This is a genomic window from Cobetia sp. MB87, assembly GCF_011319755.1.
In the GTDB taxonomy this organism is placed as follows: Bacteria; Pseudomonadota; Gammaproteobacteria; order Pseudomonadales; family Halomonadaceae; genus Cobetia.
Map to the genome: position 1 here is coordinate 750,597 of NZ_VFBC01000007.1, position 22,329 is coordinate 772,925.

Sequence of the window (22,329 nt, forward strand, 5' to 3'; positions counted from 1 at the left end):
ACGGCCCCTATGACCTCAGTGCTGGAGCGATTATAGGTAGTCGTGCAAAGGGGGATTCAACGCCATTATCCGTTTTTTCGCGTTTCTTGATCGGAGAGTAAAAATGCCAGTGCTGGTGGCGTATTGCGTGGTTCTCATGGTGTGGTCGACGACACCGCTGGCCATCTCATGGAGCGCTTCGGGCTGGCTGCCGGCCTGGTCGGCGATGGGTAGAATGTTAATTGCCGCATGCCTGGGTTACCCGTTGTTACGCATGATGGGGCTGAAAATGGACCTTTCGCGAGCGGCACTGCGCAGCTACTCGGCAGCCGCTCTGGGTATCTGGGGTGGCATGTACTTCGCCTACCTCTCTGCGGCCTGGTTACCGAGTGGTATCATGTCGTTACTGTTTGGACTGGCACCTTTGCTATCAGGACTTTATGCACGCTGGTGGTTGAAAAGTGCCCCACTTGACAAGTTACAGTGGATGGGGTTTGCGTTGGCACTGAGTGGACTGGCCGTCGCGGTCTCGGATTCCCTGGCGTTGCCGCCGGGCAGTTGGAAGGGAGTCCTGACCATGCTGCTGGCCGTCAACTGCTTTGCTGCCTCGGGGGTATTGGTGCAGCGCGAGCGGGCAGGGCTGCATCCGCTGGTGCAGACGGAGGGTGCGCTGCTGGTCTCGCTGCCGCTCTATCTGGTGTGTGCGCTGATCGTCGATGGCGTGCCACAGGCCATGCCAGAGGGGCGTCCGATGGCTGCCATCCTCTATCTTGGCATCTTCGGCTCGCTGATCGGCTACCTGTGCTACTACTCCGTGCTGTCGCGTCTGTCGGCCAGTACGGTGGCGCTGGCGACCTTGATCACTCCCATCTTCGCCATGAGCCTGGGCGCGGCGCTCAATGATGAGCTGATCTCCAGCCGCGTGCTCGCCGGGGCCTTGCTGATCGTGATCGGGCTGTGCGCCTATCTGTTCGGCCCGCAATGGCGGGCGCGCGTGACATCCCGCCGCCTGTCGCAGGGCTGAGCAGGCCTCGGGCCGCTCGTCTATTTCTCGGGAAGCGGGTTTTCACGCAAGGTGTTGCCGAGTGCATCAACGACAAGGGCCGTCCCTGCCGGGGCGGCCCTTGTGTCTTTTCCGGCGCGACTGAGCGCTCTGGCGAGTCGTGCAGACGTCAGTCCTGATTGTTCTGGAACAGACGCTTGAGCTCGACCATGGCGGCTTGCTCGCTGTTGACGAGTGCTTTCTGGTCGTGACGGTGCTCGTAGTTCTGCTTGAGCATGTTGTCATCCATTTCCCGGAATGCACGTGCCACTTCCGCCGCGCGAGCACTGGGATAGCCCATCGCCACCAGTAATTCTCCGCCCATCTCCAGGCTGCTGGCATAGGTATCACGAATCACGTGCTCCACGCCCAGCTCCATCAGCTCCCAGGCGTGGTGGCGGTTACGGGCACGCACGAACAGCTTCAGGTGCGGGAATTGATGGCGCACCATGCGCACGATGCCTGTCGAGGTCTCGGCATCATCGACCGCCACCAGCATGATCTTGGCCTGCTCGGCACCCGCCGCCCGCAGCAATTCGGCGCGGCTGGCATCGGCGTAGAAGATACGCGACCCGAACTGACGCACGAACTCGACCTGGGTGATATTGGGGTCAAGCGCGGTGAAGTTGATGCCCTGGCTCTTGAGCATGCGCGCGCTGATCTGACCGAAGCGGCCGAAGCCGGCGATCACCACCTGCGGCGTTTCCTCTCCGAAGTCCTCATCATAGGGACGCTTGGCTTCGCTGGTGGCGCCGAGGTGGCGGGCATAGCGATAGAGGAAGGGCGTGGCAGCCATCGACAGGGTCACCGCACTGATCACCAGGCTGGTCAGGGTCTGATCGAAGATGCCGGCGGCCATGCCGGCGGTCAGCAGCACGAAGTCGAACTCGCCCCCCTGTGACAGGACCGCGGCCAGCGGCAGGGCCTCGGCCATCTTGAGGCGTGCGACGCGTCCGACCAGCGTGATGACGATGACCTTGCCGAACATCAGCGCCAGCGTCAGCGCCAGGACGGTCAGCGGACGCTCCATCACCAGCGACACGTCGACCGACATGCCCACGGCCATGAAGAACAGCCCCAGCAGCAGCCCCTTGAAGGGCTCGATGTTGGCTTCCAGCTCGTGACGGTAGACGGTATCAGCCAGCAGCACCCCGGCCAGGAAGGCGCCCAGGGCCATGGACAGGCCCACCCATTCCATCAGCAGGGCCGTGCTGATCACCACGAACAAGGCCGCGGCGGTGAAGATCTCGTGGATCTCGCTGCGCGCGACCATCTTGAGCAGGCGCGGCACGACAAAGCGGCCGACGATGATGACCGCCGCGATCATGCCGACGCCCTTGGCGATGCCGATCCAGTTGGTGCCGGTGGAGGCATCGAAGTTGTCGGCGAACAGCGGCATCAGGGCCAGCAGCGGGATCACCGCCAGGTCCTGGAAAAGCAGGATGGCGAAGGTCGACTGGCCGTGCGGCGTCGCCAGCTGCTGATTCTCGCTCAATACCTGCAGCGCGAAGGCGGTCGAGGACAGGGCTAGAATCAGGCCCAGCAACACGGCGGCGGGCAATTCCAGCCCCAGCCACAGGCCGACAGGAGTGAGCAAGGCACCGCACAGCAGCATCTGGGCACTGCCCAGGCCCGCAAGCTTGAGACGCATGTCCCACAGGCGCTTGGGCTCCAGTTCGAGTCCGATCATGAACAACAGCATGACGACCCCGAATTCAGCGAAGTGCAGCACTTCGCCAGGCTCCGAGATGAAGCCGATCAACGACGGCCCCAGCAGTACCCCGATGGCCAGATAGCCCAGGATGGAGCCCAGGCCCAGACGCTGGAAAAGTGGCACGGCAACCACCGCGCATCCCAGCAGCACGGCGCCTTCCATCAACATGTTCATGTGCGTGTCCTTGTGCATACACGGGCGGAGAAGGCAGCGATTGTCGCTGCCCCCTCCTTTTGTCGCAAGCGGCAAGGTGTGCAAGGCGCGACCTTGTGCTCACCGTGGTGCTGCAAGTAAGAGTCGTGATCAGGGGTGAAAGGCGGCGTTGCAGACACAAAAAAGCCCCCGCCAATGGCGAGGGCTTCAGCAGTGAAGCGGCTGATGGCAGCGATCAGGCCTGCGGCATCAGAGCTTCGTCCTGCACGTACTGGTTGAACTCGGTAAAGCCACCGATGTGGGTCTGATCGACGAAGATCTGCGGCACGGTCTCGACCGGCTTGCCGATGGTCTTTTCCATGTCGGCCTTGCTGATGCCTTCGGCATGGATGTCGATGTAGCGGAAGTCGAAATCATCGCGCTTGGCGGTGAGCTCTTCCGCGAGGTCCTTGGCACGGACACAGAAAGGGCAACCCGGACGACCGAAAATGACTGCAAGCATGAGACTCTCCTGTAAGGTTCGTGACTCTCGTTCAGCCCGTACTGGGTGGGCCGAGAAAATGGCGCCGGCACTGCCGGTGAGTAATCGATGACCGCCATTGTGCTTGAGCCTGCCCGGGTTTGCCAATTGAGCCGTACTACCAAAGTCATTGCGGCAATCAATCACTGCCGTACTGTGGACTAGCCCATCAGCAGCAGATTGGCGCCAAAGCCACCGACGATCAACAGCGTGAACAGGATCAGCGCGAGCAGGAAAGGCTTCATGCCCAGTGAGCGCAGACGATCGATGCGAGTCTCGACGCCCAGGCCCGCCATGGCCATGGTCAGTGCCACGCTGCCGAGGGTAGAGAGGCTTGAGTGCACTGCCGCCGGGATCGCGCCGGTGCTGTTGATGCCGGCCATGGCGATGAAGCCCAGCGCGAACCACGGAATCGTCATGCTGCCGCCGGTCTCACGTTCATCACCTTCGGTGCGGGCACGCATGGCCCACAGCTTCGGCAGCAGCAGCAGGAAGGGTACCAGCATCATCACGCGCATCAACTTGACGATCAGCGCATTGGCCAGGGCGTCCGGGCCGACCGCTTCACCGGCGGCCACGACCTGAGCGACCTCGTGGATGGTGGAACCGATATAGATGCCGAACAGGCCCTCATGCATGCCGCTCAGCGGGTAGAGCAGCGGGTAGACCAGCATCGCCAGCGAGCCGAACAGCACCACCGTGGCAACGGCCATGGCGGTGGCCGCCGGGCGTGCCTTGATCATCGATTCGGTCGCCAGTACCGCCGCGGCGCCACAGATGGCGGACCCGGCACTGGTCAGCAGTGCGGTGTCGCGGTCCAGCCCCAGCCAGCGCGTGCCGATGAAGTAGCCGCTGCTCAGCACCGCGGTGATCACCAGCACATCGAGGAAGACGACGCTCCAGCCCAGACCGAGAATCTGCTGCAGGGTGATGGAGAGACCGAACAGGATGATACCGAGACGCAGCAGCTTCTTGGTCGCGATATGCAGCCCCGGGGAGAGCGCTGCAGCGTGCCGGCTGGTGACCGGCAGGTTGCCGACCACGATACCGCACAGCAGGGCGAAGACCAGTGGGCTGATGCCGGTGGAGGCCAGTGCCGGAATGGAATGCAGTGCCAGGCCCACCAGGGTCAGGCCGCCACACAGGGCGAGGCCCGGCAACATGCGGCGCAAGCGCTCGGCAGTGGCGGGGGGAGTCAGGGTCTGTGCGTCCATGAGCATTCTCCTTGTGGAAAGCGGCCGGAACATGGCCTGTCTTGTTATGGGGCGTGCGCTGGCGTGTGGTGCACGGCTGTCATCGGCAAGGGCGCTTGAGCTTGCATCGCTCGCTTAGTGCCTCTGGTTTGATGATTAGTCTATTCGGGAATATTATTTGGCAGTTAGTCGATTATTCTTTTATTACATACCGGAAAAACCGATATGCAGATCCACATCACGCTGCGCCAGTTGCAAGTGTTCGTGGCGGTGACCCGCCACGGCTCCGTCAGTGCCGCGGCGCGCGAGATCGGCCTGTCGCAATCGGCGGCGAGTCAGGGGCTATCCGAGCTTGAGCGTCATCTCGAGGTGCAGCTGTTCGAGCGTCTCGGCCGCCGCCTGGCCTTGAACGCCAATGGTCGCCGCCTGTTGGCGCGCGCCGAGCAATTGCTGGAGCAGACCCATGCGCTGGAGTTGGAGGCGCGTGAGCCCGGCGCGGTGGATGGCAACCTGCGTGGCGAGCTGGAAATCGCCGCCAGCGCCACCATCGGCACCTGGTTGCTGCCGGGGCTGGCGGGGGCCTTCATGCGCGAACATCCGGGTACCGAGCTCAATCTGCGCCTGCGCAATACCCATCAGGTGGTGGAGGCGGTACTCAACTATGACGCTGAACTCGGCTTGATCGAGGGCGACTGCCATGCGCCGCGTCTGATGAGCCAGACCTGGCGCGAGGATGAGCTGGTAGTGGTGGCGCCGCCGAGCCATCCTCTGGCCGTGCGCGGCGTGGCGCTCAGCGATGAGGACCTCGCCGCGGCCGACTGGATTCTGCGCGAAGGTGGCTCGGGCACGCGGGCGGTCTTCGAGCGTGCACTGCACGGGCGGATCGAGCGCCTCAAGGTACGCATGGAGCTGGGCCAGCACGAGGCCATCAAGCAGGCCGTGTTCGCCGGGCTGGGGCTGGGGTGTCTGTCGCGCCTGTCGGTGGCGGCCGAGATCGCGCGTGGTGAGCTGGTGGTGCTGGCCACGCCACAGCTCAACCTGAAGCGGCGCTTCTCGATGCTGTGGCATCCGGAGCGTTACCGCAGCCCGCTGTGGCAGGCGGTCAAGGTCTACCTGGAAGCCAGCCCGCGCTGAGCCGTCGAGGACGGAGCCGCCACGCGCTTGATAGTTTGCTAACATAGGCGCTCCCCGCGAGCCGGCTGCCGCCGAGCCGCGCCACTGGGCCTGAGCTAGTGCGCCTGAGCTGCGGGGAGCGTAACGGTCTGTCTAGCGTCCATGGAGATGATGATGAGCACAACGGTCGAGCTTTATTACCACGAGAGTGATGCTCGTGAGGGCGCCGAGGAACAGACAACGAGCCAGCAGGATGCGACGCCGCTGGTCATTCTTCACGGCCTGTTCGGCAGTGCCGACAACTGGCGTTCGCATGTCAAGTCCTGGTCGTTGACGCGCCGCGTGATCGCGGTGGATCTGCGCAACCACGGCCGCAGCCCGCACGCGGCCGGCATGAGCTATCCCGAGCAGGCCGCGGATGTCATCGCGCTGCTCGACCGCCTCGCCATCGAGCGCTGTGACCTGCTGGGCCACTCCATGGGTGGCAAGGTCGCCATGCAGGTCGCGCTCGAGGCGCCCGAGCGTCTGCGCAGTCTGCTGGTCGCCGATATCGCGCCGGTCGCCTATGGCCACGGGCATGACGATATCTTTGCTGCCTTCGAGGCGGTGCGTGACGCACGTCCGGCCTCACGCAAGGAGGCTGACACGGTGATGGCGCAGCATGTCGATACCCCGGCCATCCGCCAGTTCCTCGCCACCAACCTGGTGCGTCTCGACGACGGCGCCATGGGCTGGCGCGTCGGGCTGGACCATATCGCGGCGGGCTACCCACAGATCGTCGAGGCGCCGCACGGCCAGGGGCCGGTCGAGCTGCCGGCATTGCTGCTGTGGGGCTCGCGCTCCAACTACGTGCAGGCCGAGGGACTGGCGACGATGCGTGAACACTTCCCTGCGCTGGAAGATGACTCCCTGGAGGCCGGCCATTGGTTGCACGCCGAGCGTGCCAGCGAGTTCCAGCAGGCGGTGGTGGCGTTCCTTGAACGCGTCGCACGCGCTTGAGTACGTCGAGCAGTCACTCCGAAAATCGTCAGCCGGCCGCGAGTGATCGGGTCATCCCGCCGGTGACTACCCACGAGCGCCTGGTGGTGGCACTGGTCACTCTGCTGCAGTTCGCCGTCATCATGGGCTTTACCATGGTGATGGCGCTGGGCCCTGACTTTGCCACCTCGCTGGGCATTCCGCTGGATCACCTCGGCTATATCGTCGGCAGTTATCCGCTGGCCGCCGCGGTCGGCACTCTGCTGTGGACGCGACACGCCGATCGCTTCGATCGCCGCTGGGCAGTGCTGGGCTTCCTGTTCGGCGCGGCGCTCTGCCATCTGATCGCCAGCTTCGCCACTGACTTCGAGACTCTGCTGGCGGCGCGCATGCTGGGCGGACTGTTCGGCGGACCGGCGGCGGCGACGGCGCTGGCCATCGTGATCGACGTGGTGCCGGGAGTCCGGCGGGGGCGTGCCATGGGCCTGGTGATGGGCGCCTTCTCGGTGGCCTCGGTGCTGGGATTGCCGTTTGCGCTGTGGCTGTCGCAGGGCTTCGGCTGGCAGGCACCCTTTCGCGCCGTGGCGCTGTTGGCGCTGCTGGTGTGCGGGCTGCTGGCCTGGATACTGCCGCCTATCCGCGGCCATCTCGATAACCCCGAGACGCGTCTGCGCAGCCGCAAGGGCACCACGATCCTGAACATCCTGGCCCAGCCCGATCACCGCCTGGGGTTGGCGCTGATCGCCACGGCGATGTTCAGCAACTTCCTGGTGATTCCCAACCTGGCAAGCTATCTGCTGTTCAATCTGGGCCTGCCGCGCGAGGATCTGGGCGGGCTCTACATGATCGGCGGCGGGCTGTCGCTGGTCGGCATGCAGCTGACGGGGCGGCTGTGTGATCGCTATGGCTGTGTCTGGCCGGGCACCATCACCTGCCTGATGACGGCGCTGGTCGGCTGGGCCTTCCTGCTGCATTCGCCGGGGCCGTCGCTGATCTGGATCGGCTTCGGCGCCTACATGCTGTTCTCGTCGGCGCGGCGTGTGACCCAGAATACGCTCAACAGCTTCATTCCTGCCGACCACGAGCGGGCGGCCTTCACCAGCACCCAGAGTGCCGTGCAGCATCTGAGTTCTGCCGCCGGCAGCTATGTGGGCGCCGGGCTGCTGGTCAGCACGCCCAGCGGCGCACTGGAAGGCATGCCGCTGCTGGTCGCGGTGCTGATGATCGCGCTGGTGATCCAGCCGCTGCAGATCCTGTGGCTGTCGCGTCGCCTGGCACGCCGCTAGCGCTTGTCAAATAGGCACAGGACGACGAGAGTGAGCGGTAAAGACAGAGCTCTGGATGCAGAGAGCAAGGTGATCAAGTCGGCCAAAAACCAGAACGCCCCTGTCGGAATCTCCGACAGGGGCGTTGTGCATGGAAGACACTCAAGCGCTCAGCGTTTCAATGGCGCTGGGCGCTCAACGCCTCAGGGCGCGTTGACGTCGACGGCCAGGTGGCTGAGCGACTGGCGCTTCTTGATCATGCCGCGCTCGAACAGGAAGTTCTCGAAGTCACGGTAGCGGCCGGCATCCAGCGCGGCAGGACGCAGCGCGAAGCGCGGCAGGGTGGCGTACCAGGCTTCCTTGTTGAGCTCGGTGTCCAGGGCCGGGTCGGAATCGCGGAACATCTCCCAGCCCTGGTCCGGGTGGTTGATGATCCAGGCAGTGGCTTCGCCGACGGCAGCGAGGAAGCCGGCGTACTGTGCCTGCTTGCGCTCGTAGCTGTCGCTGTTGGCGACGAAGATCAGCTCGTCATAGGTCGGCACGCCTTCTTCCTCGATGTAGAAGGCGCGGCCCTTGACGCCTTCCTGGGCCATCTGGGCCAGCTCGAAGTTGCGGAAGGCGCCAGTGACGGCATCGACCTTGCGCGTCAGCAGTGACGGCGTCAGCGAGAAGTTGACGTTGGTCAGCGTGATGTCATCCAGCGTCAGACCGCTGTGCTGCAGCATGGTGGAGAGCAGCACTTCCTCGACGCCGCCGACCGAGTAGCCGACCCGCTTGCCCTTGAGATCGGCGATCGACTGGATGTCGCTGTCGGCGCGCACGACCACCACATTCAGCGGGGTGGCGACCAGGGTACCGATACGTACCAGCGGCAGGCCCTGGTCGATCTGCAGGTGCAGCTGCGGCTGATAGCTGATGGCGATGTCGACGCGCTCGGCGGCGGCCAGCTTGGGCGGCACGCTCGGGTCGGCAGGGGCGATCAGCTCGACATCAAGGCCGTGCTTCTTGAACAGGCCCAGCTCCTGCGCCAGCACCAGCGGGGCATGGCCGGGGTTGGTGTACCAGTCGAGCATGACCTTGAACTGCGTCAGCGGCTGCTCGGCGGTGGCAGTGTCCTTGGTGTTGTCCTCGGCGACGTCCTGCGAGTCAGCTTCAGCGCTCTGTTCCTCGCCGGCGGCTGGCGGGGCATCCGCAACCGGTTCAGCACCGTTCTTGGCCTGTTCGGCGGCGCCGGCGGTCGCTTCCACGGCTTCCTGGCTTGCCACCGGTGCAGACGCGGCTGAGTCGCCGTTCACTCCGACTTCAGCCTGCTGAGCGACGATCTCCGGCGCTGACTGGGTGCTGGTGGCGGGGTCTGCCTCGGCGGCGTGGGCCGACTTGGCGGTGGCTGGCAGGCTGCTCAGGCACAGCGTGGTCAGCAGGGTGGCGAAGGCGGTGGACAGCAGCGAGGCACGTGGTGAACGTGTCGGCTGCGCTTTGCGCCGTGGCGCCGATGACGAAAGAGACATGGCGAAGTTCCTTGTGATCACGGGGTAGTGGTGCTGCCGTTCGTGAGCGGCAGTCGTCAGGCTCATGCAATTTGTTCGAGCGCCGAGCGCCGAGCGCCGAGCACCGAGCGTCGTTGCGTCTTTCGGTATCGCGGTCATGCGGTCATGCGGTCATGCAGTGTCTATCCGAAGGCCAGTCGTCTTGACCCATGAGTGCCAGCCCAGGCGTGTCAGCTCAGGCGTGTCAGCCGGTCGCGGTGCCAGGGCATCAGGGCGCGCAGCAGCGCATCCAGCGAGAAATAGAGCAGCAGGGAGAAGGCGACCAGCACCAGCAGGGCGGCGAACATCAGGTCGATCTCCATGCGTGCGTTGGCGTTGAGCATCAGATAGCCCAGCCCCTGACTGGCACCGGCCCATTCCCCGATGACGGCACCGATGGGGGCGGCGGTCGCGGCCATGCGAATGCCGGAGGCCAGTGCCGGCAGTGCGGCGGGCAGCTGGATATGGATCAGTCGGCGCCATGGGCTGGCGCCCAGAGTATGGGCAAGATCCAGCCAGCCCTGTCGGGTCTGACGCAGGCCGTCGTAGCCGGTGGAGGCGACCGGGAAATAGATGATCAGCGTCGCCATCACCACCTTGGACAGCATGTCATAGCCGAGCCACAGCACCAGTAGCGGCGCGATCGCGAACAGCGGTATCACTTGGCTGATCAGCAGCATCGGCAGCAGGGTGCGGCGCAGGCGGGGAATGAAGGCCAGCGCCAGCGCGGTGGCAAGGCCGAGCAGAATGCCCAGCACCAGCCCGGCCAGTATCTCGCTGATGGTGACGCCAGCGTGATGGGCCAGCAGCGGCGCCTTCTGGATCAAGACCTCGAGCACGGCCTGCGGCGTGGGCAGAATGTAGGGTGGTACGGCGGTGACAGCAATGATCAGCTGCCAAAGTCCCAGCAGGAGGAGCGCGCTGATGACGAGGTGACGCATGGCGTGGAGACGTTTCATGCGGCCTCCTCGCTATCGCGCAGGCGGGCAATCAATTGCGCCTGCGCCGGTGGCAGGGCCGGGTCATCCAGCGGCACCGGGCGTGCGGCGCCAAGCCCCGGCAGGCGTTCCAGCTCGGCGCCGTGGCCCGGGAGGCTCGAGGGGCGCAGCACCAGCAGTTGATCGGCGAGGCGCAATGCCTCCAGCGGGTCATGAGTCACCATCAGGACGGTGCGGCCCTTGAGCAGGCGGCTGGCCAGATCATGCAGCTCCAGACGGGTGATGGCATCCACCGCCGAGAACGGCTCATCCATCATCACGACCGGCGCCTGCTGGTAGAGCGTGCGGGCGAGGGCGACGCGCTGGCGCTGGCCGCCGGAGAGAGCGTCCGGCCAGGCCTGCTCACGGCCCTCAAGCCCGACCGCGGCCAGCAGTTCATGAGCGAGTTCGCGATTGCGTGGCCGCCGGCGCAGGTCATCGCCCAGCCACAGGTTGTCGATGACGCGCCGCCATGGCAGCAACAGGTCCTGCTGCGCCATCCAGGCCACGCGGTCGGTCAGCGGCTGACCGTCATCGGTGGCGAGGTCGAGCTGGTGGAGGTCTGACATCTCCAGGCCGGCCAGCAGGCGCAGCAGCGAACTCTTGCCGCAGCCGGAGCGCCCCAGCAGTGCCGTCCAGCTACCGGCCTCCAGACGCGCGGAAATATCGCGGAACAGCGTGTGGCCGGCGTAATCGATTCGTGCGTTGTTGAGGGTGAGTCCCAGCGACACAGGCAATTCCGTGGTCGGGCGGCGTGCCGGCAGGAGGAAGCAGGTGACGCGCCGTGCAGGGCACGCGTCGGGGATTCCCTCCGCCGGTATCAACCGGATCAGGTTCCAGGGGTTGTCGCGCGACGTATCGCTGCGGCTCTCAGCCCATCCTCGGGCACCCCCATCCAGACCGACAGTGTAACGTCAGTCTCTTGCCGGTGTCTTGTCCGACGCGGGTCAGGGGCCGGGTCAGGGGCCGGGTCAGGTGGGCAGGGCAGTGGCGGCGTGCGAAACGGACTATGCCGATGTGCCATGCCTTGGGTATGCTGAGCATTACTGTAACAAGACGTGTAGCCCAAGGAGATCATCATGCCCGACACACCGGATCTCTCGACCTGTTCCAGTTATCCCGTTCCCCCGCAGCGGCCGAGTACGACTGAGGCCGTGGGCGAGCCGCGTCCCGTACCCAGGGGCTGGCCCGAGGAGTCACTGACCCGACGGCTCTCGACCTATCTGGGCCAACCGCTCGAACCGTTGGCTCTTGCCTGGCCGGATAGCGCCAACTGGCTATGGCGCCAGCGTGGCGGCACGCCCGGCCTCATCAAGCTGGCGCGCACCGGGCCAGACCATGATCCCTTCTGGCGCGCCATGCGCGGGGTCTTCGGCGCCGATCGCTGGGCGACCCCGGATGGCCTGACGCGACTGGCGGGCGCCTTGCCCGCGCGCCTGCCGATTCCGCCGCTGCCCCTGACCTTTCTGGGGCGTCTCGATGGCGCGCCCATCTGGCATCTGCCGTGGTCCAGCGGTCAGCCGAGTGATCTCAGTATCACCTTCTGTGAGCTGCTGGGCGATCAGCTCGGTCGCCTGCATCAGGACACGGTGTCGGGTTTCGGTCAGCCGCTGGCGCAGCCGATGCCGCTATTGCACTGGAATGCTCGCGTCACGCGCTTTCTCGCCCATCACCCGCGTCGCGCGGAACTCGGCACCCTACTCAAGCGCACCTTCCCGGCGCCGACCCGCGCGGTGTGGTGTCTGCCGGACATGCGCGCCGATCAATATCTGTGCGCCGCCACCGGCTGGGTGTGGAGCGATTGGGAGGCGCTGGTGTGGGCGCCGATCGAGTTCGACTGGACGCTGGTGGAGTTGCTGCTGGAAACGCCGGGGCAGCGTCAGGCCTTCATGAAGGGCTATTCGCGTCATGGACGCATGATCGATCTCGATGGCCAGCGTGAACTGTGTCGTGCGCTGTTGTGGGCGATGGAGGCCTTCGGTCCGCGGTCCTATGCTGAGCTTGCGGCAGCCCCTGCCTGGGTCTCGCCGCGCAGCCTGGCGTGAAATCGGCGTGCTGCACACTGCAAGTACATGAAAGGTGTGAAATTTCTCTGCAGCCCCATCGCTGACATGGAATACTGTGGGTGAGTCGTCATGGACGTCACTCGAGATCTGATGTAGGGCTTGGCGGGGGAGCACTCGTGGTAGAGAACCTGAATTATTATTTCTTGCTGGCAGGCACGCTGATCGCCTTGAGCGTGTTGGCCAGCCGCGTCTCGGCGCGTCTTGGCATGCCGCTGCTACTGCTGTTCCTCGGCCTTGGCATGCTGGCGGGTGAAGATGGCGTGCTGGGCATCCAGTTCGACGACGCCTCATCCGCTTACATGATCGGCAATCTGGCGCTGGCGCTCATCCTGCTCGATGGCGGCCTGCGCACACGGCTGTCCACGTTTCGTGCCGGCCTGAAACCGGCGCTGGTGCTGGCCACCGTCGGGGTCTTCATGACCAGCGGCCTGGTGGGACTTCTGGCCATGTGGCTGTTTGACCTCACCCTGATCGAAGGCCTGCTGGTCGGGGCCATCGTCGGCTCCACCGACGCCGCGGCGGTCTTCTCGCTACTGGGCGGCCAGGGCGTTCACCTCAATGAGCGTGTCGGTGCGACGCTGGAAATCGAGTCCGGCACCAACGACCCGATGGCGATCTTCCTGACCATCACGTTGGCCGAGATCCTGACAGGTCAGCTCTCCGGCGTCGCGTCGGGCATCATGAGCTTCCTGCTGCAGTTCGGTGTCGGTGCCGCGATGGGGATCGCCGGCGGCTGGTTGATCGCCCGCCTGATGCGCTACCTGGATCTTGCGCCCGGCCTCTATTCGCTGCTGGCGCTGGCGCTGGGCTTGAGCCTGTTCGCCACCACCAATGAGATGGGCGGCAGCGGTTTCCTTGCCATCTATCTGTGCGGCCTGATGATCGGCAATCACCCCGGCCGCCACCTGGAGCACATCCTGCCGGTGCATGATGGCCTGGCACACCTCTCGCAGATCGTGCTGTTCCTGATGCTGGGCCTGCTGGTCTCGCCCTCGACCATGCTGCAGTTCGCGCTGCCGGCCGCCATCCTCAGCGTGGCGCTGATTCTGGTGGTGCGCCCGCTGGCGGTCATTCTGTGTCTCAAGCCGTTCTTCCGCTTCCGCTGGCGCGAGCTGTGGTTCATCAGCTGGGTCGGGCTGCGAGGAGCGGTGCCGATCGTGCTGGCGATCTTCCCGGTGATCACCGGGGTCGAGAATGCCGGTCTCTACTTCAATGTCGCCTTCTTCGTGGTCATCATCTCGCTGCTGGTGCAGGGCTCGTCGCTGGCACCGATGGCGCGCAAGCTGAGGGTGGTGGTGCCGCCGGGCGCACAGCCCAGCCGCCGCAACCTGCTCGGTATCATGCCGGTCAATGATTACGAGATGCTCGTCTATCGCGTCGACAACACGGCGCTGGAAGGCGTGGCGCTGCGCATGTTGCGCTTCCCGTCGGGGGCCAAGGTCGGGGCGCTGTTCCGCAACAAGGTGCTGATCCATCCCAAGGGCAGCACCTGTCTGCATCAGCAGGATGTGCTGTGCGTGGTGGGACGCTCCTGTGATGTGCCGAGCCTCAACCGCATGTTCAATGGCGAGAGTCTGCAGCACGAGCAACGCGCCTTCTTCGGGACTTTCACGCTGGAAGGCGATGCCAACATGCAGGACATCGCCGATGTCTACGGCTTGACGCTCTCCCAGGGCGAGCAGCACCTGACCATCGCCGAGTTCATCACCCGTCGGGTCGGCGGGGTGCCGGTGGTCGGCGACGATGTCGACTGGCATGGCATCCACTGGGTGGTGAACGAGGTGGAAGGCAATCGCATCACCAAGGTCGGCCTGCGACTGCACTGAGCCTTGATCTCAATCCGTGTCTGGGCCTGCGCTTGACACACTACGACGCCCCCATTGCACTGCGTGTAATGGGGGCGTCGTGTTTGGACTCATCAATATCGTACTCTGTTGATGTCAGGCCGATCTGTCCGTGACAGCGTCTGGCCACCGGTTGTGGCCAGCGACAAGGAGGTGACTACATGGCCAGCCCACATCCTCGTCTCGCGGGCTTTCTGCGACGATTCGAGCAATTCCCGCCCGGACTCACGGCGGATGAGAAGACCTTTCATGCCACCTTCAACGTGGTCTATGTGCTGGCGGTCAGCTGCCATCTGCTCTACGCCATCCTGCTGTTGTGGCTGGGCGAGATGGGCATTCTGGCCCTGAATCTGGCGATGCTGATCGTCGATCTGGTCTGCCTGCAACTGCACCGTGCTCGCCGTGAGGCTCTGGCGGCCACGCTGATGGCGCTGGGCACCTGCGCGCAGATCAGCTTCTCGCTGCGCTATTTCGGCTCGGAGGGCGGGTTCGACTACTTCTACTTCGGCGCCTTGCTGTGCATCTACTCGATCCGCATGTCGTTCATGCGGCGCGTTCTTCTGTGTGCCGCCTGCCTGAGCATGCCGCTACTGGCCTATATCATCCTGATGCTGGAAGGGCCGATCAATCCGCTGCCCGCTGGCTGGATGCTGGCATTTCGCATCATCAATCTGGGCGTCTTGACCCTCTTCTTCACGCTGGTGCTGGTGCAGATGGGATGGTCGGTGGAGCGCCTGCAGCAGCGTTTCGAGACCGGAGGTCGCTTCGATGCGCTGACCGGCGCCCTGAGTCGCGCGGAGCTGGTCGACAGCGGACGTGGCATGTTGATCAACAATGGAGCGCTGAGCGTGATGATGGTGGATGTCGACCATCTGGCGCTGATCAACGAGACCTGGGGTCGCCAGGCCGGCGATCAGGTGCTCAAGGAGCTGGTGCGGCGCATGCGCAGCATCCTGCGCGGGGAGGACCTGGTCGGGCGCTATGGCGGCGAGGAATTCGTGCTGTTGTGCCCGGGGCTGCATGGCGAGCGCGTCGATCAAGTGGCAGAGCGTCTGTGCAAGGGCGCCTCGGCGTTGCCGTTCGTCATCAATGACGGCCTCAACAGTCTGGATGTCAATCTGTCGATCGGTGTCGCCCAGCGTCAGTCCGGCGACAAGGACCTGGAAGGCCTGATCGCCAAGGCCGACGTCAATCTGTTCCGCGCCAAGCAGGATGGCGGCAATGGCTTCGTCAGTGACACCCGGCTGGGGCCCGTGGGCGGGCCGGGCATCGTCGCCATCAATTGAGCGCTACTCTGCGCATGGGGCTTTGTGCACAGTACTTTGAGCACGGTACTTTGAGCACAAATCTTGGTATACAACCCGGCACGCCCCCGGAGAATGACGTTCATGTCTCCGGGGGCGTGCTCGTGTCAGGGCGTCATCAGGCTTGCCTGAGGGGGTCAGCGGCGGTTGGACTGGCGGCGACGGCTCTTGTTGGCAGACTTGGGGGCGTAGTCGCTGTTCGAGGCCGGCACCGCGAGCTTGGGCGCAAAGCCTTCCACGACTTCGCGCGTCACGAAATAGCCCAGGTGCTGCTCGATGGCGCACAGGTTGCGGAAGTCATCACGCGAGACCAGCGATATGGCTTCACCGCTGGCCCCGGCACGGCCGGTACGCCCGATGCGGTGGACATAATCCTCGGCGGCGTCCGGCAGGTCATAGTTGACCACGCGCTGCAGATCATCGATGTCGATGCCCCGCGCGGCAACGCCGGTAGCCACGAGATACTTGATGGTGCCGGCCTTGAAGTCGGCCAGCAGCTGCTCGCGCATTGCCTGGCTGCGACCGCCGTGGAAGGACTCGGCGGCGATGTCACTCTTCTCCAGCTGACTGACCAGCTTGGCGGCGCCACGCTTGGTCTCGATGAAGATCAACGCCTGCTGCCACTGCTTCTCGTGAATCAGATGGCTCAGAAGGGCGGACTTGAACTCCTTGTCGACCGTGATCAGATACTGGCTGATATCCGGCGCGGTGACGTTTTCCGGAGCGATCATGATCTCGACGGCGTCCGTCACCGCGGTCTTGGCGAGCACGCGCACCTGGGCCGAGAGCGTGGCCGAGAACAGCAGGTTCTGACGCTCTCTGGGCAACTTCTCGACGATCTTGTTGATGTCGGCGATGAAGCCCATGTCGAGCATGCGGTCCGCTTCGTCGATGACGAGGGTACGTGTCTCGTCGAGATGGATCGCGCGGCGGGTCAGCATGTCCAGCAGGCGGCCGGGCGTCGCCACCAGGATGTCCACGCCCTCGATCAGGCGCTGTTGCTGGGGTTCGATTTCCACGCCGCCATACATCGCCATGGAGCTGACTTCCAGATACCGGGCGTAGTGCTGGATGTTGTCTTCGACCTGAATCGCCAGCTCCCGCGTCGGCGTCAGGATGACGGCATGTACGCGCTTGGCGCGCACCTTGGGCGCCTGTTGCAGGGTCTGCAGGATGGGCAGCACGAAGCTTGCCGTCTTGCCGGTACCCGTCTGGGCGGCGGCGATCAGGTTGTCACCGGCCAGCACGACGGGGATCGCCTTCTCCTGGATGGGAGTCGGGGTCTGGTAGCCTTGCTCGGTGACGGCCTTGACGATGGAATCGCTCAAACCAAGGGCAGAAAATGGCATGGTGTCTCGACTTGTCTGGAGGGGGAGGGGCAGGCGCACATTCTGCGGCAAGGAATGTCTGGCGCAGTGATGCTCACTGTAGCCGAAAGTCCGCTGACGGCCCGGCGCATCATTGGCCATCGCTGCTCAGGCAGGGTAGCGAAGTGGCGGCGATGGGCGCTGCGCGGCAACAATGAAAAAGCCCCGCCTACCTGAAGTAGACGGGGCTTTCGGAATTCAAGGTGGTGGAGGGACAGGGATTCGAACCCTGGGTAGGCTATTAACCTACGCCGGTTTTCAAGACCGGTGCATTCAACCGCTCTGCCATCCCTCCGACTCACGGAGCGAAATACTACCGAACCTGGTGAGAATAGCAAGAGGTAGGTGAAGAAAAATCTTCGGAAAAGCCATCGCGGACAATCACTTGCAGAGGATTGCGCCGGGGTGAGCCCGCCGGAGCCGCCTGCTGGCACCAGACCATGAATCAGGTCATGACTCAGATCAGGAATCATGCCCACGAAAAAGCCCCGCCTACCTGAGGTAGACGGGGCTTTCGGAATCAAGGTGGTGGAGGGACAGGGATTCGAACCCTGGGTAGGCTATTAACCTACGCCGGTTTTCAAGACCGGTGCATTCAACCGCTCTGCCATCCCTCCGACTCACGGGATGAAATACTACGGATTTTTCAGTCAGGGTCAAGGACTTGGCGTAAATTTCCTTGTCGTTCAGATGCTTGAAAGGTCGCACATGCCACAATGGCTGCGGAGACTGACGATGTCGTTGCCTTGCACGCGCCGGATGGTTGCCTCAATAGGGCTTTTCATCGTTCTGTCTCTTGATTAGGCAAACCCCTGAGGGCATGCTGGGGTCAAATCGATGAATCCATCGTAGCAACCTGAGGATAGACACCATGGCTAACAGCTCCTGGCAGGTCTCGCAGGATACCGCGAGCCGCTCGCTCAGTACTCACAAGGTACTGCGCAACACTTACATGATGCTGGCAATGACGCTGCTGTTCTCCGCGCTGACCGCTGGCGTGGCGATGAGCATGGGCGTCGGCCGCATGAACATCTTCGTGCTGCTGATCGGTGCCTACGGCCTGATGTTCCTGGTCCACAAGACCGCGAACTCCACCGCCGGCATCTTCGCGACCTTCGCCTTCACCGGCTTCATGGGCTTCACGCTCGGCCCGGTATTGAATGCCTATCTGAGCCTGCCCAACGGCGGCCAGTTGGTGATGACCGCGCTCGGCATGACCGGCATCACCTTCGCCGGCCTGTCCGCGGTGGCACTGGTGACGCGCAAGGACTTCTCGTTCCTCAGCAACTTCCTGTTCGCCGGCGCCATCGTGCTGATTCTGGCGATGCTGGCCGCGATGATCTTCAACATCAGCGGCCTGGCACTGGCTGTCTCCGCCGGCTTCGTGCTGTTCGCCTCCGCGGCGATCCTGTTCGAGACCAGCCAGATCATCCACGGTGGGCAGACCAACTACCTGCTGGCGACGGTGAGCCTGTACGTCTCCATCTACAACATGTTCGTCAGCCTGCTGGCGCTGCTGGGCTTTGCTTCCGACGATTGATCGTCAAGCGAAGGAGCATGAGACCTGCAAACGACCCCGCCTCGGCGGGGTCGTTTGCGTTCGGGTGTCAGGTGGCGTGACTCGCGCTAGAATGGCGCCCATTCATGAGCAGTCACACGAGGTTCGCATGCGTTATGCTCTGGCCGTCTACGGCGGCCCCTACAGCCAGCAGGCCAGTCATTCGGCGCTGCGCTTTGCCGATGCCCTGCTGGCGCGCGGCCATCAGTTGACCACGGTGTTCTTCTATCACGATGGCGTCTACAACGCCGCCAACATGATGGCGCCGCCCCAGGACGAGCCGCATCTGCGTGATCGCTGGCTGTCGCTTGCCGAGAATCACGCCACCCGCCTGCAGGTGTGTGTCGCGGCGGGCCTGAGACGCGGCATGCTCGATGAGCGCGAAGCGGCGCGGCATGGCAAGCAGGGGCACACCCTCGAGGCGCCGTTCGAGCTGACGGGGCTGGGCCAGCTGGTCGAGGCGACGCTGGACAATGACCACCTGATCACCTTTGCATGACGTCATTTCTTGTCGTCACTGATGATGACGCTACTTATCGAGTGAGGAGCAGACCATGAGCGATGTGATGACGGCGCCCCTGGCCGGCGATGACGCCGGAATAGCCGCCGGTGATCTGCTGGTCATGTTGCGTCATGGCCCGCATGGCAGCAGCTGGCTGCGCGAGGGCCTGGAGGCGGCGATGGTCGCGGCGGCCTTCGGGCGCGAGGTCGGGCTTCTGTTCACCGGCGATGGCGTGATGGCGCTGCTGGAGGGACAGCAGGTCGGGCCGCTGGGGCAGAAGGGCAGTGACAACCTGCTGGCGGCGCTTGAGATGTATGACGTCGAGCGCTGCTATGTCGATGCGGCGGCGCTGCGCGCACGGGGCCTGACAGCGCAGGATGTCACGCTGTTGCCGGTCACGCTGCTTGAGCACGACGAGGTGGTCGCGCTGACGACCGCGTTCTCGCGAGTGCTGAGCTTCTGACACGTCACTGCCGCCAACGCTGGCGACTGATATGCTCGCATCAGTTTCCTGATGCCATGTCATTGATATCTCTCCATTGATGGCCAGTGGCAGTCCCAGCTTCCCCTGCCTGGATAATTGCATGAATCTACATCTACTCAACCGTTCGCCATTCTCCAGCCGCATCCATGATGATGTGCTCAATGCCATGGGCCCGGAAGATCAGCTGCTGTTGATCGAGGATGGCGTCAATGGCGCCCTCGACAACGCCGAGCAGCACCTTGCCGGGCTTGAGGGGCGGCTGTTCGCGTTGCGTGAAGATCTCGAGTCCCGCGGCCTGCTGGGGCGCTGCGCCGAGAACGTCATCGTGGTCGACGTCGACGGTTTCGTCGCCCTGACCGAGGCCGCTGACAAGACCGTCAGCTGGTTCTGAGGCGCCAGGCGTCTCTCCCTTTCAATTTTCATTCAAGACAGTGAATCAGGATCTGTATGGCCAGTAGTGAAACGGTGCGCACACTGACGCTTGATGGGCGTGATATCGGACTGGATGCGGAAGGCTATCTGGTCGATCTGGATGACTGGAGCCCGGCGCTGGCGGAAATGCTGGCTGCCGAGGAAGGGCGCGAGCTGACGCCGGAGCACTGGGAGGTGATCGAGGTGTTGCGCGACTTCTATCAGCGCTTCTCGCTCTCGCCGGCCATGCGCCCGCTGAGCAAGGCGATGACCCAGCGGTTTGGCCCCGACAAGGGCCGCTCGCTGCATCTGATGCGGCTGTTCCCGGACAGCCCGCCCAAGGTGGGCGCGCGCATCGCCGGACTGCCCAAGCCGACCAACTGTCTGTGACGGCCAGCGGCATGCATGAGTTGCCTTGCCCATCGTGGTGCGCTGCGCTCAACGCGCAAGACCCGGCAGGGATGGCGACGTACGGCGTTGTCTGCGTTACTATTCGTCACAGCGTTGCGGCGTCGGCCAGGAGGCCGATGCTGCTTCAGGTCCCGCGACATGGTCGCAAGGGCATTTGAATTCAGGCGGACAAGAGTCGACTTGCATGGGAAGAGCATTCCAGAACCGTAAAGAATCAATGGCGCGTACCTCTCTCAACAAGGCACGCGTGTATTCACGTTACGGGCGCGAGATTTACGTCTCGGCCAAGAGCGGTGGCCTCGACCCCAACGGCAACCTGAGCCTGCGTCGTCTCATCGAGAAGGCCAAGAAGGACCAGGTGCCGACTCACGTCATCGACAAGGCGATCGACAAGGCCAAGGGCACTGGCGGTGAAGACTTCGCTCTGGCGCGCTATGAAGGCTTTGGTCCGGGCAACGTCATGGTCATCGTTGATTGTCTGACCGACAACAACAACCGCACCTTCGGCGAGGTCCGCACCTGCTTCAACAAGGGCAAGGGCAAGCTGGGCGCGCAGGGTTCGGTGTCGCACATGTTCGACCACCGCGCCATCCTGGCCTTCAAGGGCGCGGAAGAGGACGAGGAAAAGGTCCTGGAAGCGCTGATGGAAGCCGATGTCGATGTGAGTGACATCGAGCTCGACGACGGCATCATCACCGTGCTGACCCCGACCACCGAGCACTTCAAGGCCAAGGGCGCACTGACCGACATCTACGGTGAAGATCTCGACTTCGAAGTCGATGAGATCAGCTTCATTCCGCAGATTCACACCGAAGTCGGCGGCGATGATGCCGAGCTGCTCAACAAGATGCTCGAGCTGCTGGATGATTGTGAAGACGTGCAGCAGGTCTATCACAACGGCGAGTTCGTCTAAGTCAGCATCTTGGACGTGATGCGACTGGCGGCATCGCGCTGACAGTGATGCGAAAGTCAGTGTGAAAGCTCAGTCAGAGAAAAGCCCCGTCGGCATGCCGACGGGGCTTTTTCATGTCTCGACGCTCTGCACGTCTCGATAGTTTGCGCGTCTTGGCAGCACGCTTCAGCAGTGCGCGTGGTGCTGCGCTTGCGGGTCCGTCTCGCGTGGGTCCGCCATGCCACCCTTGACACCATGCTTCACCAGCCAGATGTTGACGGGCCAGGCGGCGAGCAGCCCCAGACTCAGGGAAAGGATTAGCGAGTTCCAGAACAGCGGCTGGTGCATGCCGGCACCGCCCGCAAGCCAGAGGTCCACGGAAATCGCCACCACCTCCATCACCGCGATGGAGGCCGTCTCGCTCTTGAAGGCATCACGAATCACTTGTGGCTTGTCATCACTGCCGCCCTGCAGCATCGGGCCGACCGTCAGCAAAAAGCCGAACAGGTAGGCGAAGAGGAAGGTGATGATCGCGGTAGAGATATTGCCCATGGCCAACAGGCCCACCGCCAGGCTGACACCGACGAATTCCCCCAGTCCGCAGCCCGAGTAGCAGTGCGCGACGCTTCTCAGGCCCTTGCGGGCATCACCGTTGGCGGCGATCTGGCGGCGTCCGGCGAAACGATAGACCAGCAGTCCCACCACACCCGAGTAGAGCGTGGTCAACCCCCACACCCATTTCATCATCGGGGCCAGATGGGCATTCTTCGTGGTCAGGTCACGCACGACCCATATCAGCGCCGGTACCATCAGCAACAACCAGCACAGCAGCAGGCTCCAGTGGGAAAGTGACTCACGTAACAGGTCTTGCATGGTGACCTCCGTCGAGTGGATGTCGCAGATGGCCGTGCGTCGAGAGCAATACGCTGATAGCAGTACGCTGGTGGCGCGACCCTCCTTGATAGCTGGTGGGGGGATCGCGCCATATCAAGGGGGGCTTGTCATCGCCTGCTCGCAACCGTCTGTTGCT

The 22,329-nt window shown here is 63.7% G+C and carries 21 protein-coding genes, 2 tRNA genes and 1 riboswitch; of the genes, 13 read left to right on the forward strand and 10 right to left on the reverse strand.

All coding sequences use genetic code 11. From position 1 onward, the window contains the following. The first annotated feature begins 136 nt into the window (after positions 1 to 136). Positions 137 to 1,003 (forward strand): DMT family transporter, encoded by an 867-nt coding sequence (locus CDPAHKCJ_RS09360; protein ID WP_166019537.1) that lies wholly within the window; start codon positions 137 to 139, stop codon positions 1,001 to 1,003. Between the two features lie 148 nt (positions 1,004 to 1,151). On the opposite strand, the gene CDPAHKCJ_RS09365 is transcribed toward CDPAHKCJ_RS09360, so the two are convergent. From CDPAHKCJ_RS09365 to CDPAHKCJ_RS09375, 3 genes are all read right to left on the reverse strand, one after another. Then, positions 1,152 to 2,909, reverse strand: a complete 1,758-nt coding sequence (locus CDPAHKCJ_RS09365; RefSeq protein ID WP_166019538.1) for a monovalent cation:proton antiporter-2 (CPA2) family protein — start codon at positions 2,907 to 2,909, stop codon at positions 1,152 to 1,154. 214 nt (positions 2,910 to 3,123) lie between these two features. After that, on the reverse strand, positions 3,124 to 3,390 hold the full coding sequence (locus CDPAHKCJ_RS09370; protein WP_043335038.1) for a GrxA family glutaredoxin: 267 nt from the start codon (positions 3,388 to 3,390) through the stop codon (positions 3,124 to 3,126). Between the two features lie 179 nt (positions 3,391 to 3,569). After that, positions 3,570 to 4,622 carry a YeiH family protein gene (locus CDPAHKCJ_RS09375; protein ID WP_240916709.1) on the reverse strand — a complete coding sequence of 351 codons (1,053 nt, stop codon included), beginning with the start codon at positions 4,620 to 4,622 and terminating at the stop codon, positions 3,570 to 3,572. Positions 4,623 to 4,826: 204 nt separating this feature from the next. Between CDPAHKCJ_RS09375 and CDPAHKCJ_RS09380 the strand changes: the two genes are divergently transcribed. The 3 genes from CDPAHKCJ_RS09380 to CDPAHKCJ_RS09390 all read left to right on the forward strand — a co-directional run bounded on the left by CDPAHKCJ_RS09380 (position 4,827) and on the right by CDPAHKCJ_RS09390 (position 7,978). Next, positions 4,827 to 5,735 carry a LysR family transcriptional regulator gene (locus CDPAHKCJ_RS09380; protein WP_166019539.1) on the forward strand — a complete coding sequence of 303 codons (909 nt, stop codon included), beginning with the start codon at positions 4,827 to 4,829 and terminating at the stop codon, positions 5,733 to 5,735. A gap of 153 nt (positions 5,736 to 5,888) precedes the next feature. Then, positions 5,889 to 6,713 carry an alpha/beta fold hydrolase gene (locus CDPAHKCJ_RS09385; RefSeq protein WP_346773913.1) on the forward strand — a complete coding sequence of 275 codons (825 nt, stop codon included), beginning with the start codon at positions 5,889 to 5,891 and terminating at the stop codon, positions 6,711 to 6,713. After that, positions 6,710 to 7,978, forward strand: a complete 1,269-nt coding sequence (locus CDPAHKCJ_RS09390; RefSeq protein ID WP_166019541.1) for an MFS transporter — start codon at positions 6,710 to 6,712, stop codon at positions 7,976 to 7,978. Before CDPAHKCJ_RS09385 ends, CDPAHKCJ_RS09390 begins: the two co-directional genes overlap by 4 nt. A 182-nt stretch (positions 7,979 to 8,160) precedes the next feature. On the opposite strand, the gene CDPAHKCJ_RS09395 is transcribed toward CDPAHKCJ_RS09390, so the two are convergent. The 3 genes from CDPAHKCJ_RS09395 to CDPAHKCJ_RS09405 form a co-directional block, all read right to left on the reverse strand. After that, complete coding sequence (locus CDPAHKCJ_RS09395) at positions 8,161 to 9,465, reverse strand: ABC transporter substrate-binding protein (RefSeq protein ID WP_240916710.1); 1,305 nt, start codon at positions 9,463 to 9,465, stop codon at positions 8,161 to 8,163. A 209-nt stretch (positions 9,466 to 9,674) separates the two neighbouring features. Then, positions 9,675 to 10,442 (reverse strand): ABC transporter permease, encoded by a 768-nt coding sequence (locus CDPAHKCJ_RS09400; protein WP_054556747.1) that lies wholly within the window; start codon positions 10,440 to 10,442, stop codon positions 9,675 to 9,677. Next, positions 10,439 to 11,191: an ABC transporter ATP-binding protein gene (locus CDPAHKCJ_RS09405; RefSeq protein WP_200019406.1), complete on the reverse strand. Its 753-nt coding sequence runs from the start codon at positions 11,189 to 11,191 to the stop codon at positions 10,439 to 10,441. The genes CDPAHKCJ_RS09400 and CDPAHKCJ_RS09405 overlap by 4 nt, the downstream gene beginning before the upstream one ends. A 58-nt stretch (positions 11,192 to 11,249) precedes the next feature. Then, a riboswitch (TPP riboswitch) is annotated at positions 11,250 to 11,363 on the reverse strand. A gap of 176 nt (positions 11,364 to 11,539) precedes the next feature. Here CDPAHKCJ_RS09405 and CDPAHKCJ_RS09410 point away from each other — a divergent pair. The 3 genes from CDPAHKCJ_RS09410 to CDPAHKCJ_RS09420 all read left to right on the forward strand — a co-directional run bounded on the left by CDPAHKCJ_RS09410 (position 11,540) and on the right by CDPAHKCJ_RS09420 (position 15,656). Further along, positions 11,540 to 12,505 (forward strand): hypothetical protein, encoded by a 966-nt coding sequence (locus CDPAHKCJ_RS09410; RefSeq protein ID WP_166019543.1) that lies wholly within the window; start codon positions 11,540 to 11,542, stop codon positions 12,503 to 12,505. Between the two features lie 137 nt (positions 12,506 to 12,642). Further along, positions 12,643 to 14,352, forward strand: a complete 1,710-nt coding sequence (locus tag CDPAHKCJ_RS09415; RefSeq protein WP_107335160.1) for a potassium/proton antiporter — start codon at positions 12,643 to 12,645, stop codon at positions 14,350 to 14,352. A 179-nt stretch (positions 14,353 to 14,531) separates the two neighbouring features. Further along, the gene (locus CDPAHKCJ_RS09420; protein ID WP_166019544.1) at positions 14,532 to 15,656 is read left to right on the forward strand and encodes a GGDEF domain-containing protein; all 1,125 of its coding nucleotides are present in this window, start codon (positions 14,532 to 14,534) and stop codon (positions 15,654 to 15,656) included. A gap of 155 nt (positions 15,657 to 15,811) precedes the next feature. Here the strand turns inward: CDPAHKCJ_RS09420 and CDPAHKCJ_RS09425 are convergent, their stop codons facing one another. The 3 genes from CDPAHKCJ_RS09425 to CDPAHKCJ_RS09435 form a co-directional block, all read right to left on the reverse strand. After that, on the reverse strand, positions 15,812 to 17,023 hold the full coding sequence (locus CDPAHKCJ_RS09425) for a DEAD/DEAH box helicase (RefSeq protein WP_166019545.1): 1,212 nt from the start codon (positions 17,021 to 17,023) through the stop codon (positions 15,812 to 15,814). Positions 17,024 to 17,245: 222 nt separating this feature from the next. Further along, positions 17,246 to 17,336: transfer RNA gene (locus tag CDPAHKCJ_RS09430), tRNA-Ser, on the reverse strand. A gap of 231 nt (positions 17,337 to 17,567) precedes the next feature. Further along, positions 17,568 to 17,658 (reverse strand) — tRNA-Ser (locus CDPAHKCJ_RS09435). A 254-nt stretch (positions 17,659 to 17,912) separates the two neighbouring features. On the opposite strand from CDPAHKCJ_RS09435, the gene CDPAHKCJ_RS09440 reads away from it, so the two are divergent. From CDPAHKCJ_RS09440 to CDPAHKCJ_RS09465, 6 genes are all read left to right on the forward strand, one after another. Beyond that, the gene (locus CDPAHKCJ_RS09440; RefSeq protein ID WP_043335052.1) at positions 17,913 to 18,581 is read left to right on the forward strand and encodes a Bax inhibitor-1/YccA family protein; all 669 of its coding nucleotides are present in this window, start codon (positions 17,913 to 17,915) and stop codon (positions 18,579 to 18,581) included. Between the two features lie 127 nt (positions 18,582 to 18,708). Then, positions 18,709 to 19,098: a sulfurtransferase complex subunit TusD gene (gene tusD / locus CDPAHKCJ_RS09445; protein ID WP_043335054.1), complete on the forward strand. Its 390-nt coding sequence runs from the start codon at positions 18,709 to 18,711 to the stop codon at positions 19,096 to 19,098. 55 nt (positions 19,099 to 19,153) lie between these two features. Further along, positions 19,154 to 19,564, forward strand: a complete 411-nt coding sequence (gene tusC, locus CDPAHKCJ_RS09450; RefSeq protein WP_240548730.1) for a sulfurtransferase complex subunit TusC — start codon at positions 19,154 to 19,156, stop codon at positions 19,562 to 19,564. 121 nt (positions 19,565 to 19,685) lie between these two features. After that, complete coding sequence (gene tusB / locus CDPAHKCJ_RS09455; protein ID WP_043335056.1) at positions 19,686 to 19,976, forward strand: sulfurtransferase complex subunit TusB; 291 nt, start codon at positions 19,686 to 19,688, stop codon at positions 19,974 to 19,976. 56 nt (positions 19,977 to 20,032) lie between these two features. After that, a complete protein-coding gene (locus CDPAHKCJ_RS09460; protein ID WP_166019546.1) occupies positions 20,033 to 20,386 on the forward strand; it encodes a TusE/DsrC/DsvC family sulfur relay protein in 354 nt (117 codons plus the stop codon). A 205-nt stretch (positions 20,387 to 20,591) separates the two neighbouring features. Continuing rightward, the gene (locus tag CDPAHKCJ_RS09465; RefSeq protein WP_166019547.1) at positions 20,592 to 21,320 is read left to right on the forward strand and encodes a YebC/PmpR family DNA-binding transcriptional regulator; all 729 of its coding nucleotides are present in this window, start codon (positions 20,592 to 20,594) and stop codon (positions 21,318 to 21,320) included. Positions 21,321 to 21,485: 165 nt separating this feature from the next. On the opposite strand, the gene CDPAHKCJ_RS09470 is transcribed toward CDPAHKCJ_RS09465, so the two are convergent. Further along, complete coding sequence (locus CDPAHKCJ_RS09470; protein ID WP_166019548.1) at positions 21,486 to 22,172, reverse strand: DUF4396 domain-containing protein; 687 nt, start codon at positions 22,170 to 22,172, stop codon at positions 21,486 to 21,488. Positions 22,173 to 22,329 lie beyond the last annotated feature (157 nt).

What these genes read in the sequence shown, in the direction of transcription:
- CDPAHKCJ_RS09360 (WP_166019537.1), top strand. Translation starts at nt 137, where the DNA reads ATGGTGTGGTCGACGACACCGCTGGCCATCTCATGGAGCGCTTCGGGC.
- CDPAHKCJ_RS09365 (WP_166019538.1), bottom strand. Translation starts at nt 2,909, where the DNA reads ATGAACATGTTGATGGAAGGCGCCGTGCTGCTGGGATGCGCGGTGGTT.
- CDPAHKCJ_RS09370 (WP_043335038.1), bottom strand. Translation starts at nt 3,390, where the DNA reads ATGCTTGCAGTCATTTTCGGTCGTCCGGGTTGCCCTTTCTGTGTCCGT.
- CDPAHKCJ_RS09375 (WP_240916709.1), bottom strand. Translation starts at nt 4,622, where the DNA reads ATGGACGCACAGACCCTGACTCCCCCCGCCACTGCCGAGCGCTTGCGC.
- CDPAHKCJ_RS09380 (WP_166019539.1), top strand. Translation starts at nt 4,827, where the DNA reads ATGCAGATCCACATCACGCTGCGCCAGTTGCAAGTGTTCGTGGCGGTG.
- CDPAHKCJ_RS09385 (WP_346773913.1), top strand. Translation starts at nt 5,889, where the DNA reads ATGAGCACAACGGTCGAGCTTTATTACCACGAGAGTGATGCTCGTGAG.
- CDPAHKCJ_RS09395 (WP_240916710.1), bottom strand. Translation starts at nt 9,465, where the DNA reads ATGTCTCTTTCGTCATCGGCGCCACGGCGCAAAGCGCAGCCGACACGT.
- CDPAHKCJ_RS09400 (WP_054556747.1), bottom strand. Translation starts at nt 10,442, where the DNA reads ATGAAACGTCTCCACGCCATGCGTCACCTCGTCATCAGCGCGCTCCTC.
- CDPAHKCJ_RS09410 (WP_166019543.1), top strand. Translation starts at nt 11,540, where the DNA reads ATGCCCGACACACCGGATCTCTCGACCTGTTCCAGTTATCCCGTTCCC.
- CDPAHKCJ_RS09420 (WP_166019544.1), top strand. Translation starts at nt 14,532, where the DNA reads ATGGCCAGCCCACATCCTCGTCTCGCGGGCTTTCTGCGACGATTCGAG.
- CDPAHKCJ_RS09425 (WP_166019545.1), bottom strand. Translation starts at nt 17,023, where the DNA reads ATGCCATTTTCTGCCCTTGGTTTGAGCGATTCCATCGTCAAGGCCGTC.
- CDPAHKCJ_RS09440 (WP_043335052.1), top strand. Translation starts at nt 17,913, where the DNA reads ATGGCTAACAGCTCCTGGCAGGTCTCGCAGGATACCGCGAGCCGCTCG.
- tusD (WP_043335054.1), top strand. Translation starts at nt 18,709, where the DNA reads ATGCGTTATGCTCTGGCCGTCTACGGCGGCCCCTACAGCCAGCAGGCC.
- tusC (WP_240548730.1), top strand. Translation starts at nt 19,154, where the DNA reads ATGAGCGATGTGATGACGGCGCCCCTGGCCGGCGATGACGCCGGAATA.
- tusB (WP_043335056.1), top strand. Translation starts at nt 19,686, where the DNA reads ATGAATCTACATCTACTCAACCGTTCGCCATTCTCCAGCCGCATCCAT.
- CDPAHKCJ_RS09460 (WP_166019546.1), top strand. Translation starts at nt 20,033, where the DNA reads ATGGCCAGTAGTGAAACGGTGCGCACACTGACGCTTGATGGGCGTGAT.
- CDPAHKCJ_RS09465 (WP_166019547.1), top strand. Translation starts at nt 20,592, where the DNA reads ATGGGAAGAGCATTCCAGAACCGTAAAGAATCAATGGCGCGTACCTCT.
- CDPAHKCJ_RS09470 (WP_166019548.1), bottom strand. Translation starts at nt 22,172, where the DNA reads ATGCAAGACCTGTTACGTGAGTCACTTTCCCACTGGAGCCTGCTGCTG.